General features: G+C 38.6%; 10 protein-coding genes. 3 read left to right on the plus strand and 7 right to left on the minus strand.

Features of this window, described 5'->3' with window-relative positions:
- Positions 1 to 125: 125 nt before the first annotated feature.
- The 3 genes from FJN11_RS07300 to gyrA all read right to left on the minus strand — a co-directional run bounded on the left by FJN11_RS07300 (position 126) and on the right by gyrA (position 4,278).
- Positions 126 to 923 carry a formate/nitrite transporter family protein gene (locus FJN11_RS07300; protein WP_045606724.1) on the minus strand — a complete coding sequence of 266 codons (798 nt, stop codon included), beginning with the start codon at positions 921 to 923 and terminating at the stop codon, positions 126 to 128.
- 143 nt (positions 924 to 1,066) lie between these two features.
- Positions 1,067 to 1,810 (minus strand): class A sortase, encoded by a 744-nt coding sequence (locus tag FJN11_RS07305; RefSeq protein WP_033681684.1) that lies wholly within the window; start codon positions 1,808 to 1,810, stop codon positions 1,067 to 1,069.
- Complete coding sequence (gyrA, locus tag FJN11_RS07310; protein WP_140224242.1) at positions 1,810 to 4,278, minus strand: DNA gyrase subunit A; 2,469 nt, start codon at positions 4,276 to 4,278, stop codon at positions 1,810 to 1,812. Before gyrA ends, FJN11_RS07305 begins: the two co-directional genes overlap by 1 nt.
- 194 nt (positions 4,279 to 4,472) lie before the next feature.
- Between gyrA and FJN11_RS07315 the strand changes: the two genes are divergently transcribed.
- Positions 4,473 to 5,459: an L-lactate dehydrogenase gene (locus tag FJN11_RS07315; RefSeq protein ID WP_023942623.1), complete on the plus strand. Its 987-nt coding sequence runs from the start codon at positions 4,473 to 4,475 to the stop codon at positions 5,457 to 5,459.
- Between the two features lie 681 nt (positions 5,460 to 6,140).
- Here FJN11_RS07315 and FJN11_RS07320 read toward each other — a convergent pair.
- Positions 6,141 to 7,376 carry a tetratricopeptide repeat protein gene (locus FJN11_RS07320; RefSeq protein ID WP_049511092.1) on the minus strand — a complete coding sequence of 412 codons (1,236 nt, stop codon included), beginning with the start codon at positions 7,374 to 7,376 and terminating at the stop codon, positions 6,141 to 6,143.
- Positions 7,366 to 8,532, minus strand: a complete 1,167-nt coding sequence (locus FJN11_RS07325; protein ID WP_140224243.1) for an AI-2E family transporter — start codon at positions 8,530 to 8,532, stop codon at positions 7,366 to 7,368. Before FJN11_RS07325 ends, FJN11_RS07320 begins: the two co-directional genes overlap by 11 nt.
- Positions 8,533 to 8,685: 153 nt before the next feature.
- Here FJN11_RS07325 and FJN11_RS07330 point away from each other — a divergent pair, with 153 nt between their 5' ends.
- Entirely contained in the window at positions 8,686 to 9,699 is a 1,014-nt protein-coding gene (locus FJN11_RS07330) for a lactonase family protein (protein WP_070481956.1), read from the plus strand.
- Between the two features lie 282 nt (positions 9,700 to 9,981).
- On the opposite strand, the gene tuf is transcribed toward FJN11_RS07330, so the two are convergent.
- Together tuf and FJN11_RS07340 are read right to left on the minus strand one after the other, a co-directional pair.
- Complete coding sequence (gene tuf / locus FJN11_RS07335; protein WP_140224244.1) at positions 9,982 to 11,178, minus strand: elongation factor Tu; 1,197 nt, start codon at positions 11,176 to 11,178, stop codon at positions 9,982 to 9,984.
- A 206-nt stretch (positions 11,179 to 11,384) separates the two neighbouring features.
- Positions 11,385 to 12,494: an AI-2E family transporter gene (locus tag FJN11_RS07340; protein ID WP_070479288.1), complete on the minus strand. Its 1,110-nt coding sequence runs from the start codon at positions 12,492 to 12,494 to the stop codon at positions 11,385 to 11,387.
- Between the two features lie 102 nt (positions 12,495 to 12,596).
- Between FJN11_RS07340 and pbp3 the strand changes: the two genes are divergently transcribed.
- Positions 12,597 to 13,838 (plus strand): D-alanyl-D-alanine carboxypeptidase PBP3, encoded by a 1,242-nt coding sequence (gene pbp3 / locus FJN11_RS07345; protein ID WP_049493463.1) that lies wholly within the window; start codon positions 12,597 to 12,599, stop codon positions 13,836 to 13,838.
- The last annotated feature ends 28 nt before the right edge of the window (positions 13,839 to 13,866 follow it).

The following is a 13,866-nucleotide window of genomic DNA, read 5'->3' on the forward strand; positions in this document are numbered from 1 at the left end:
ATTAAGGATATTGTAGCACCTTAAGGTATAGTTTACAAATATCAGTTTTCTATATTTTGATATAAGAAATAGCTATTACTCTATTTTAAAAACGAAAAAAGCACGACTCAATCGTGCTCATTTTCTTAATCTACATAAGTATCTTCATTTTTATTGAGGAAGGCATATGGAAGACCAACCAAGAGACCACCACCGATCAAGTTCCCAATGAAGGTTACCCCCCAGTGACGAAGCATATTTCCAACACCGAAGTTAGCAATTGAATCAGCAGCAACACTGAATTTTACAATCGCGAAAGAAGCAAAGTTCGCAGCAATGTGCTCGTTTGTTAAGAATACAAACATGTAAATCGCTGACAACACAAGCCAAAGTTTGGCACCACCATCTTTGACCAAAACAAATGAAAGAATCGCAATATTTACAAAAATATTTGCCAAAATCGCCTCAAGCAAGATTAATTCATTTGAACGGCCTAACTTCATCTCAACAACACCTGAGATGAAACTATCGTGAGTCAGATGTGCATAGGCTGCTGAATGAGCAAAGCCCCAACCTGCTATCAAAGCCCCGATAAGGTTGAACAAGGTACAGTAAAGTAAAATCTCAGCTGTTTTTCTCCAAGAGATTTTTTTCAAGAAACTACCAGCAGTCAAGAACATCATGTTTGATGTTACCAACTCGGCATTCAAGAAAACAATGTAGGCCAATCCCCAAGCAAAGACAAAGGGGAATAGGAAACGTCCACTACCTGGTGCAATTTTATTAATCAAGTCAGCCCCAACTGCACCCGCAGCTGTACTGAAGGTTAAAAAGGCACCTGCGAACATCGAACGAATCGCATACTTAAATTTGCTTTGACTATAAAGACTTTCCTTCTTCTTGCAAGCAAATTCAATCTTTGAGATAAATTCTGAAGAAACCATAATAAACTCCTAAAACTTTTATTTGTGATAATTATATCACAAACTTTAGAATTAAGGAAACGTTTTCTGTATTTCATAAAAGTTTATTTTATGAAAATATTAAAAGAATCAATGAAACTTAATCTTCACTGATTATTTTAGAACTAATAAAATTGTTTATATGGTTGATTGAAGGCTGTCAAAATTTCGTCAGATGTTTGTGAATAATCTTTTGTTTCTTTCAAATCACCTTTTACAATGATCCGCTCAGTAGCTGCTGCATCCTCACAAGTTACTAAAGTAATTTCATCAACACCCGTTCGGTCATCAATTTCATCTACTCTATCTGGTGTAACTCGTTTCACTTCACTAATTTCATAGGTATACACTTTATTCTTATCTGTCAAGTGAATTTTCATCCCTTTTTTCGCACGATCTAGTGGAGAAAAAAGCATCTGACTAGCATTATCACCTGTGAAAATATGATGGCTAGCTAATGAATAATTCCCTTTACCCATTTCTTGGTCACGCTTCATGGTACCCGCACCATATAAAAGATTGACATTTGCAATCCCCTTAAAGATAGGTAAATTAATTTCAAGCTCAGGTATTGCAATTCCTCCGATAACAGGTAATTTTTGATTATCCCATTGAGAGGCTAAAACAGCTTCAGAGGAAATGGCTTTTACTGAATCAAAATCAAAATTTCCCTCTGTGTCCTGATTTTCTTCTATTTTTTCTTTTGATACTTGACTAACTTGGTATTTATTACTATTCCAAGCAATAAAGGCATCACGAATCTTTGCATTAAAAATTAAAGCAATAGAGATCAGTATGAGAAATACAGCCAAGATATTTGTCAGCAGATTTTTTCGTTTGATTTTCTTATTATTCTTTTTATGAGACATTATGCTTCACCTTCTGTTTCGTTTTCTGCCCCAACTTCTTCTTTTTCTGCTGCTGCAACCGTAGTAAAGGTTACAATTTTAGCATCTTGGTCCAGGCGCATCACTTTAACTCCCATAGTTGAGCGACCTGTTTGTGAAATATTGGCAACGTTAGTTCGAATCATGACACCTGTATCAGTGATAATCATCAAATCTTCATCACCTTTAACTGTCAAGAGACCGGATAAAGGACCATTTTTTTCAGCTACATTAGCCGTCTTCATTCCTTTACCACCACGACCTTTTGTTGGATATTCAGTCGCAACTGTGCGCTTACCATATCCTTTTTCAGTGATGATAAGAACCTCGTCCTGGTCTGTGATTACACTGGCACCAATAACTGTGTCCCCCTCCCGAAGATTAACACCTTTTACACCAGTGGCGATACGACTCATGCCACGAACGGCTGATTGATTAAAGCGAACTGCATAACCAAACTTGGTACCAATGATAATGTCCGTATCTTCTTCCGTCAACAAGACATTAATCAGCTCATCTTCATCCTTGAGATTCAAAGCCTTGAGACCATTCTGACGAATGTTAGCAAATTCCTTAACGCTGGTTCTCTTCACAATACCATGACGAGTTGTGAAGAAGAGGTAAGCATCGTCACTACGTTCAGACTCAACATTGATGATGGTCTGAATACTTTCACCTTCATCCAATTTCAAAAGATTAACTATTGGTAATCCCTTGGCAGTACGACCATACTCAGGAATTTCATAGCCTTTCAGGCGATAGACACGTCCTTTATTTGTGAAGAAGAGCAGGTGATCATGGGTACTAGTTGACACTAACTCACGAACAAAATCGTCATCCTTAACACCTGTTCCTTGAACACCACGCCCCCCACGTTTTTGAGCAGTAAACTCAGCTTGGTCCAGACGTTTGATGTATCCTTTGTTAGAAAGAGTGATCAAGACATCAGCTTCTTCAATTAGATCCTCATCTTCAAGACTCAAGACTTCACCGACCATCAATTCCGTACGACGTTGGTCTCCAAACTTACGCTTGACTTCATCTAATTCATCCTTGATAATTTGAGAAACACGTTCCGGCTTAGCAAGAATATCTGCTAAATCTGCAATCAGAGCCAAGAGGTCATCATACTCAGACTGAATCTTATCGCGTTCCAAACCTGTCAAACGACGAAGACGCATATCAAGTATAGCTTGACTTTGACGTTCAGAAAGCTTAAACTTGCTCATCAACTCAGCTTGTGCTTCCGCATCCGTTTCACTAGCACGGATGATACGAATCACTTCATCGATATGATCTAGCGCAATCAAGAGACCTTCTAAGATATGAGCACGCGCTTCTGCTTTTTCCTTATCAAAACGAGTACGACGAACAACCACTTCTTTTTGGTGCTCAATATAAGCATCCAAAATCTGACGAAGGGACAAAATCTTGGGTACACCATTTTGGATAGCAAGCATATTGAAACCAAAGTTGGTTTGCATCTGTGTCATCTTGAAGAGATTGTTGAGGATAACATTGGCTGAGGCATCGCGCTTAACTTCGATAACAAATCGAACACCTTCACGGTTTGACTCATCACGGACTGCTGTGATGCCCTCAATGCGTTTTTCCTGGACTAAACGAACAATATGCTCATGCACCTTTGTTTTATTGACCATATAAGGAAATTCTGTTACAACAATACGCTCACGGCCAGTCTTAGTTTCTTCAATTTCAGTACGTGAACGAAGGACAATCGATCCTTTACCTGTTTCATAAGCCTTATGAATACCTGATTTCCCCATAACAAGAGCACCAGTTGGAAAATCTGGCCCAGGCAAGACTTCCATCAAGTCCTTAGTGGTCACTTCAGGATTGTCCATGAGCAACTTCACAGCATCAATAGTTTCACCCAGGTTATGAGGTGGAATATTGGTTGCCATCCCAACAGCAATACCAGTTGCTCCATTAACCAAAAGATTAGGAAAGCGTGCTGGCAAGACCAAGGGTTCACGTTCATTGGCATCATAGTTATCAACGAAGTCAACCGTATTTTTATTGATATCACGAAGCATCTCTAGAGCAATCTTGCTCATACGTGCCTCAGTGTAACGCTGGGCGGCAGCACCATCACCATCCATGGAACCAAAGTTCCCATGACCATCTACAAGCATGTAACGGTAACTCCACCATTGAGCCATACGAACCATGGCTTCATAGATAGAGGAATCCCCGTGTGGGTGATATTTACCCATGACATCCCCTGTAATACGAGCAGATTTTTTATGAGGTTTGTCTGGAGTAACACCCAGTTCATTCATTCCGTAGAGAATCCGACGGTGAACAGGTTTCAAGCCATCTCGAACATCAGGAAGGGCCCGCGCTACGATAACACTCATGGCGTAATCGATAAAACTCGTCTTCATCTCCTTTGTCAGATTGACATTCACTAAATTTCTATCCTGCATTAATAAATGCCTCATTTCACTATTAGTAATTAACTATATTATACCATAATGTCCGCCATATTTCAGGTATCTAAAATCGCTAAAACGTTTACATCAAGAACTGAAATGTATATCCGTGACAAAGCTTTTTAAAAGTGATAAAATTGAAATAACTGGGGAAACCCCTGAATAAAATTAAGGAGATGTTTAGAATAATGACTTCAACTAAACAACACAAAAAAGTTATCCTTGTCGGTGATGGTGCTGTAGGTTCTTCTTACGCTTTTGCACTTGTTAACCAAGGAATTGCACAAGAGCTTGGAATTATCGAAATTCCACAATTGCATGAAAAAGCTGTTGGTGACGCGCTTGACCTTAGTCACGCCCTTGCCTTCACTTCACCTAAAAAAATCTATGCAGCTCAATACTCTGACTGTGCAGACGCTGACCTTGTTGTGATCACTGCAGGTGCGCCTCAAAAACCAGGTGAAACTCGTCTTGACCTTGTAGGTAAAAACCTTGCTATCAACAAATCAATCGTAACTCAAGTTGTTGAATCAGGTTTCAAAGGTATCTTCCTTGTTGCTGCTAACCCAGTTGACGTCTTGACTTACTCAACTTGGAAATTCTCTGGATTCCCTAAAGAACGCGTTATCGGTTCAGGTACTTCACTTGACTCAGCTCGTTTCCGTCAAGCACTTGCTGAAAAATTGGATGTTGATGCTCGTTCAGTGCACGCCTACATTATGGGTGAACACGGTGACTCTGAGTTCGCTGTTTGGTCACACGCTAACATCGCTGGTGTAAACCTTGAAGAATTCCTTAAAGACACTCAAAATGTTCAAGAAGCTGAATTGATTGAATTGTTCGAAGGTGTTCGTGACGCAGCTTACACAATCATCAACAAAAAAGGTGCAACATACTACGGTATCGCAGTAGCTCTTGCTCGTATTACTAAAGCAATCCTTGACGATGAAAACGCAGTACTTCCACTTTCAGTATTCCAAGAAGGTCAATACGGAGTTAAAAACGTCTTTATCGGTCAACCAGCTGTTGTTGGTGCACATGGTATTGTTCGTCCGGTAAATATCCCATTGAACGACGCAGAAACTCAAAAAATGCAAGCATCTGCTAAAGAATTACAAGCTATCATTGACGAAGCATGGAAAAACCCAGAATTCCAAGAAGCTTCTAAAAACTAATTGTAACTAGGTTCTCATTAAATGAGAACTCCATACCGAAGACAAACATTATTCTAGTGTTTGTCTTTTTTATTTCTCCAGATCTCCTATCCTTAAAAAATTTGAAACCTCTGCAAAATACTTTTCAATGCAAAAAAGTTTCCCGCCCTGTTTTCCGTGGTTTTTCCGATCTAAGTCAATCTTAACTTCCACATAAACTTAGCTTGATTATCAAAACTTTGTGAGTATATTTGCGGTTATTGGATACGATTCAGTCATAGATGAAGGAAAATCAATAACTTGTCCAATCTGACTAAGAAAATGTTCTTGCGGAACGAGTTCATCTAGCGTGTAAAAGACAACCTGATTGCGGTTATTGTCTGGATTTTCTTTATGAAACATAGGAAACATCTCACAACTTTTCTGACATCTATTATACGACTTTAGAAAAAATGCCCTTAGAAACTTTTAGTCTAAGGGCTTTGTTTTCAGTCTGAGTTTCTTATAAAATGAGAACTTTTCTTTTTATTGTTATAAAATCTAAGATTGTGCTTTTAAAAATATTACTTATCTCACTTCTTATGTATTGTATTGTAAATTCGAATACAAACACAATAACTCAAATATACTCTCACCATACAATAGATAAAATAACCTGTAGATGATACTATGAAAAATGATAAGATATAGCTTTAAAACATTTTATTCCTGCAATCTCTCATACAATTCTTGCATTTGTACATCATCTGGAACCAGTTTTAAGTAAGCTTGCGCATTGACTTTTGCTTCTTCAAAATAACCCAATTCACGCAAGAGATAGATATAGGGTTCCAGAAACTCTGGATTATCCTTTAAATCTCCTGCCAACTCTTGATAATGCTCGTAGGCAGTATCCAAATCGTCCATTTCTTGATAGGAACGAGCAATCATCCACTTGGTCAAAAGATTCTCTGGCTCATCATTTTGCAAGTCTAGAATGTCCTCATAACGTTCCTGTTCTAGATAAATAGTGGCTAGACGGAGTAAGATTTCTTCCGTATCCTCAGCGTCTTCTTTTGCAGTAAGGAGGTAGTTTTCTGCACCACTGGCATCATGCAATTCATAAGAGAATTGTGAAGCAGCCAGCAAGAGGCGAGTTTCAAAGGGATTTTTCTCTAAGCCTTGCTTAGTGATACGCAGAGCTTCTTGAACTTGATGTTCCTTATGTAAGGCCTGACTGTAACCATACTCATATCCTTCAAAATCAGGTGAAATGGTATCAAGTTGCTTAAAGTAGAGGACAGCTTTTTGGTATTCTTCTCTATCAAAGTAAAGACTGGCCAACTCAAAAGCTGTTAGGTCATCGTATTCTAACTCCAGGGCTTTTTCTAAAAACTCTGTAGCTGTTTCAAATTTCCCTAACTGGGCATAGGCAAAGCCAATCCGTTGATAGGTAGAAATGCCTGTTTGCTCATAAATAGTACGATTATCTAACTGGGCATAGCCTTGAATAGCTTCTTGGTAATTTTCCAACTCACTATCCAACTCTGCTAATCCCAATATCAAGAGAGGATCTTCTGAGTAAGTCAAGGCCTCCAATAATTTCTCACGCGCCACATCTGTCAAACTTTCCAGCTGGTAAAGGTCTGCTTTAAGTGCCAAAGCTGAAACATACCAGTCACTGTCTGCTTGGATTTCTTCAAGATAAGCAAAGGCTTCTTCGATTTGACCATCCTCGCTAGCAATTGCTGCTAGATTAAGATTAACCTCTGGAAAATCCTCTACGATTTTCAGGTAAATTTCCTTTGCCTGAGGATAAAAACCAATCCCTTCAAGATAAGTAGCTAACTCATACAGAAGGTCACTTGGATCATTTTCTAAAGCTTTGACGAAATAGTGCTCAGCCTTGGTTAAATCTTGCTCTTCCAAGGCCTGTAACATCTGTTGACTATTGTTCACTCTTGATTTCCTCTCCCTCTAGTTCATATAGGCCACTGACTACCTTATACCATTCAAAAATGGCTGAAATGACAACTTTAGCAGAGGCATAAACTGGAATACCGAGCAAGACTCCCCAGATACCAAACATGGATCCTGAAGTTAACAAGACAAAAAGAACATTAATAGGATGGATGTTTAATTGACTTCCCAAAATCAATGGAGAGACAAAACGGCCTTCAATAGTTTGTTCTACGATAAAGACAAACACTACTTTTAAAAGCATGACTGGCCCAGCAATCAAGCCCAATACTAGGGCAGGAAGCATGGCTAAGAAGCTACCCAAATAAGGAACCAGATTTAAAATACCAGCAGTAACCCCCAACGTAACTGCATAGCGTAAACCAATAATCTTGAAGAAGATGATAAACATTACTGCTACAATAATAGCCACTGTTACTTGTCCTCTAACATAGTTGGACAACTGTTGATTCACATCTGACAAAACCTGTCCTACAGGTTCCTTCAATTTCGTTGGCATGAATTGGGTTAAATAGTTACGCAAGCCTTTCCCATCACGCAAGAGATAAAAGAGCATGAAAGGAACGATAATCAAGGCAACAATCACTTGAGAAGCCCCGCTAATAAAGGCACTCACCCAGTTGACTGCCTGTGAAGAAACTTTACTTGCCCAAACTGTAGCCTGACTTGAGAAGTTTGTCAAAACTTGCTCTAACTGAGGCCTGAAATCATCTGGCAAACGCTTGGTTACCAAATCATCAATAACGCGATCAGCATCTTCCAGGTAGACCGGAACATTCTTAGCAAATGTTAAGACCTGACGTTGCAGATTTGGAATAGCTACTGCCAAGCCCCAAATGATAAAGATAGCGATGATGACAAAGACAATACTGATTGCTATGACGCGATTAATCTTATGCTTCTCCATCCAGTCAACAATAGGATTCAACAAATAATATAGCAAACCGGACAGAATAACTGGCAACATCACAACTGCCAAAAAGTCCAAAACAGGTGAAAATAGAAAACTAATCTTACTCAAAATAAACAGATTGAGTCCCAATAACAAGGTTACTAAAAATACCGTGATGGCCTTGTTATCCAAAAACCACTTGAAAAACCAAGATAGGCTAAAATGTTTCTCTTTTTGTTCCATAAATAATTCCTTTCTGTCATTCTCTCATTATACCATTTTTAAATCAAAATAACTCTTTTTTAAAGTGCTTACATACTACTCAATTGCACCGCATAGCATATTATAAATTCATTTTGTGATATAATAGACTTATCTTTATAAAGAGGTAAAGTTATGAAAGAAACTGTTTATTTTGGAACTTATACACGTCGGACTTCCCAAGGGATTTACAAGGCAGACTTCGATACAGAAACTGGTCAGCTTTCAAATCTAGAACTTTTTGCAGCTGAGCCAAGTCCGACCTACCTTGCCTTTGACCAACACCAACATTTATACACTGTTGGTAGTCAAGACGATAAGGGGGGGATTGCAGCCTATCAAACTGATGGAACCTTATTAAATCATGTCGTGGAAGAAGGAGCTCCCCACTGTTATGTTGCCGTTGATGAAAAGCGTGATTTGGTGTACGCAGCAAACTACCACAAGGGACAAGTCCTTGTTTATAAACGTCAGGAAGATGGTCGTCTTCTACTTAGTGATGTGGATCAACACAGTGGCCAAGGTCCACATGAAAATCAAGCTTCTCCACATGTTCACTATACAGATTTAACACCTGACCACTATCTAGTGACTTGCGACTTGGGAACTGACCAAGTCATCACTTATGATCTTGATCAAGAAGGAAAATTATCTAAACTCTATACCTATCACAGCCAGCCAGGAGCAGGCTCACGCCATATTATTTTCCATAATCATTATAAAATTGCTTATCTCATTTGTGAACTTAATAGCACTATCGAGGTTCTAATCTACGATGGTGTTGGCGAATTTGAACGCATGCAAGTCATTTCAACTCTACCAGACGGTTATGAAGGCTTTAATGGTACTGCTGCTATTCGTCTCTCTAAAGACGGTAAATATCTCTACGCTTCTAACCGTGGTCATGATTCTATCGCAGTATATACAATCCTTGCGGACGGTAGTTTAGAGTTGTTAGAAATCGTTCCGACTCATGGTCAGACTCCACGTGATTTTGATTTGACACCAGATCAAGAATTTGTCATTGCTATCCATCAAGACTCTGACAATGCAACCGTCTTTAAACGCAATCCTGAAACTGGTCGTCTAGCAGAACTTTCTAATGACTTCCATGTCCCAGAAGCGGTCTGCATCAGATTTGCTAATTAACATAATTATAACTGACCAACTAATGGAGCTACACACCAAAGACAAACATCATTTTAGTGTTTGTCTTTTTTATATCAACAAATTACTCCCCCAAAAAAAGATGGAACCTTTCTCAAAACAATTTTTCCATGAAAAGTAAAAATATTTCACAGCCATCATTTATTTGTCTCACACCTAACGGAGCTAGACGGACTAATAGTGACATAATGAAAAAGAACCTTGCAAAGCAAGATTCTTTTAGTGTCTGACTTAAATAATTGTTCTTCTGGGAACTAAATCGAATTAAGCTTCGATTTCTGTAACCATACCTGAACCAACAGTACGTCCACCCTCACGGATAGAGAATGTAGTACCTTGTTCTACGGCGATTGGGTGGATCAACTCAACGACGATTGTCACGTTATCACCAGGCATTACCATTTCAGTACCTGCTGGAAGTTCGATTGAACCTGTAACGTCAGTAGTACGGAAGTAGAATTGTGGACGGTAGTTGTTGAAGAATGGAGTGTGACGTCCACCTTCTTCTTTAGTAAGGATGTAGACTTCACCTTTGAATTTAGTGTGTGGGTTGATTGAACCTGGTTTAGCGATAACTTGTCCACGTTCAATTTCATCACGTTGAACACCACGAAGAAGGACACCTACGTTATCTCCGGCAAGACCTTCGTCAAGTTGTTTACGGAACATTTCAACACCAGTAACAACTGCTTTTTGAGTTTCTTCTTTGATACCAACGATTTCGATTTCGTCGTTGACTTTAACGATACCACGGTCGATACGTCCTGAAGCAACTGTACCACGTCCAGTGATTGAGAATACGTCTTCGACTGGAAGAAGCAATGGTTTGTCAGTGTCACGTTCTGGTTCTGGGATGTACTCATCAACTGTGTTCATCAATTCCATAACGATATCTTCGTATTTAGAGTCACCTTCAAGGGCTTTAAGAGCTGAACCTTGGATAACTGGAAGATCGTCACCTGGGAAGTCGTATTCTGACAATAGGTCACGGATTTCCATTTCAACCAATTCAAGCAATTCTTCGTCGTCAACCAAGTCAACTTTGTTCATGAAGACGATAAGGTGTTTAACACCAACCTGACGTGAAAGAAGGATGTGCTCACGAGTTTGTGGCATTGGTCCGTCAGTTGAAGCTACTACAAGGATAGCTCCGTCCATTTGAGCAGCACCAGTGATCATGTTTTTAACGTAGTCCGCGTGTCCTGGAGCGTCGATGTGAGCGTAGTGACGTTTTTCAGTTTCGTACTCAACGTGCGCAGTGTTGATTGTGATACCGCGTTCGCGTTCTTCTGGAGCAGCATCAATAGACGCATAGTCTTTAGGTTGGTTAACTGATGAAGGCAAGCGACGTGCCAAAACAGTTGTGATAGCTGCAGTTAGGGTAGTTTTACCGTGGTCAACGTGTCCGATAGTACCAATGTTAACGTGTGGTTTACTACGATCGTATTTTTCTTTTGCCATTTGAGTAAAAGCCTCCAATAAAATATATTTTATAGATAGACAGTAGGCAATACAGTCTAACTTTCCTTACTATTTTATCAAATTTCAGCTAAATTGCAAGTGTTTTACAAAGTTTTTGTGAATTATTCTTAATCTACTAATCTAAACGACACTTCTGCTCCTATCACTTAGCTAAACAAAAAGAAAAATCAGGAATTTCCTGACTTTTACTTAGCTAATTCTCTTTCTCGTTCTTTCATTATTTTATGATTTTCATACAAACGTGATAAAAACTTAGAAATTTCTTTCAAGATAGAATAGGTTGGTACTGCGACAATCATGCCAATGACACCATAGATATTACTTGATAACAAAAGCAATACTAAAATCGTAATTGGATGAACCTTCATTACCCCACCAACGATTCGAGGGTAGAGGATATTTCCATCTACTTGTTGAATAATCAGCATATAAACAACTGCAATCAGCATTCTATGAGGATCAGTAAAGACATTAGCGATAATCATTGGAATCAAGCCAATACTTGGTCCTACATAAGGAATGAGATTGGCTAATCCTGAAAAGATGGCGAAGACCAATGCATATTTTAAACCAATAATACTATATCCAATAAAGGCCAAACACCCAATAATAATCGCATCAATTGCAACTCCACTAATATAGCGAGCAATTGTCGCATTCAAATTCTTTAATAGGCCTGCAATATGTAGCTTATCTCTCTTTAAAACAGTACGTTCAAGCATCGGCAAGAACTTGTTACCGTCTAACAAAAAATAAATTAAGAACACAGGGGTCATGATAATAATCAAAACGGTACTAAAGAGCGCAGATAAGACACTTCCAACACTATTCGTCACACTATTTAAGATATTTTGTAGAATATCTACATAGGATAGATTTAATTGTTGAATTGTCGCTTGAATATCTAAATTTTGAAAGGCTGGATAAGTAGATAAATCCACAATCAAATCTTGCAAACGACTATAAATTGTCTGACTTGTTGCTATCAAACTGGTCAACTGATTAATCAAAATCGGTAAAAGATAAACTACCCCAATAACTAGCCCCCAGACCAAGGTACACAAGGTTAGTAAAATACCAATGATACGGTTAATTTTGAAATACTTTTGTAAAAAATTTACAATAGGATTGGTCAAATAATATAAAAAACCACCTAAAAGAAAGGGAATCATTATAGTGTTTGCAACGCTTACAAAAGGTGTAATAATCGCTCCCATCTGTCTCCATAAATAGAAGATGATGGTTAATAGTAAAATCTCACTGGTCCAAAAAAATAATTTATTCTTACGAAACATGAAGTACCTCCATTCATCTATTTTACCACACTTTCAAAAAAGCTTCTTTCTTCTATCATGAAACTGGGAATATTTTTTTCTTTATGATAGAATAAACTTACTATGAAAAAAATAATTTTAACTCTTTTAAGCCTTTCCATTATTGGCTCAGCATCTACTGTTGCTGCTCAAGATTTTAATATTGCTGCTAAACATGCAATTGCTGTTGAGGCAAATACTGGTAAAATTCTCTATGAGAAAGATGCAACCCAGCCAGTTGAAATTGCTTCAATCACAAAGTTAATTACTGTTTATCTTGTCTATGAAGCCTTGGAAAACGGCAGTATTACACTATCAACTCCGGTAGATATTTCTGATTATCCTTACAAATTAACGACAAATTCTGAAGCGAGTAACGTTCCTATGGAAGCTCGTAATTATACCGTCGAACAACTACTTGAGGCAACCCTGGTATCTAGCGCCAACAGTGCGGCTATTGCGCTAGCTGAGAAAATTGCAGGCTCAGAAAAAGATTTCGTCGATATGATGAGGGCAAAACTCTTGGAATGGGGAATTTCGGATGCAACTGTTGTCAATACGACGGGGCTTAACAATGAGAGTCTAGGTGATAACATTTACCCAGGCTCTAAAAAAGATGAGGAAAATAAGCTCAGTGCTTATGATGTCGCTATCGTTGCTCGCAACCTCATCAAAAAATACCCACAAGTCTTAGAAATCACGAAAAAACCTTCTTCTACTTTTGCTGGAATGACAATCACTTCTACCAATTACATGTTAGAGGGTATGCCTGCTTATCGCGGTGGTTTTGATGGATTAAAAACAGGGACCACAGATAAGGCTGGAGAGTCTTTTGTTGGTACTACTGTCGAAAAAGGCATGAGGGTTATCACAGTTGTTTTGAATGCGGATCATCAAGACAATAATCCTTACGCTCGCTTCACAGCTACATCTTCACTAATGGATTATATCTCTTCTACATTCACACTTCGCAAAATCGTTCAGAAAGGTGATGCCTATCAAGATAGCAAAGTCCCTGTACAAGACGGAAAAGAAGATACAGTCACTGCTGTTGCTAAAGATGATATTTCTCTAATTGAACGTATTGGGAATCAATCTTCTCAATCTGTTCAATTCACACCTGATTCTAAGGCAATTCCAGCACCACTTGAAGCCGGAACAGTGGTTGGACATTTGACTTATGAAGACTCAGACTTGATTGGTCAAGGTTACATCACCACAGAACGTCCTAGTTTTGAAATGGTAGCAGAAAAGAAAGTAGAAAAAGCCTTCTTCTTAAAAGTTTGGTGGAATCAGTTTATCCGCTTTATCAACGAGAAGCTATGATATAATAAACTTCTTAAAGCTAAAAAAT

This window comes from Streptococcus symci (genome assembly GCF_006385165.1).
Lineage (GTDB): Bacteria > Bacillota > Bacilli > Lactobacillales > Streptococcaceae > Streptococcus > Streptococcus symci.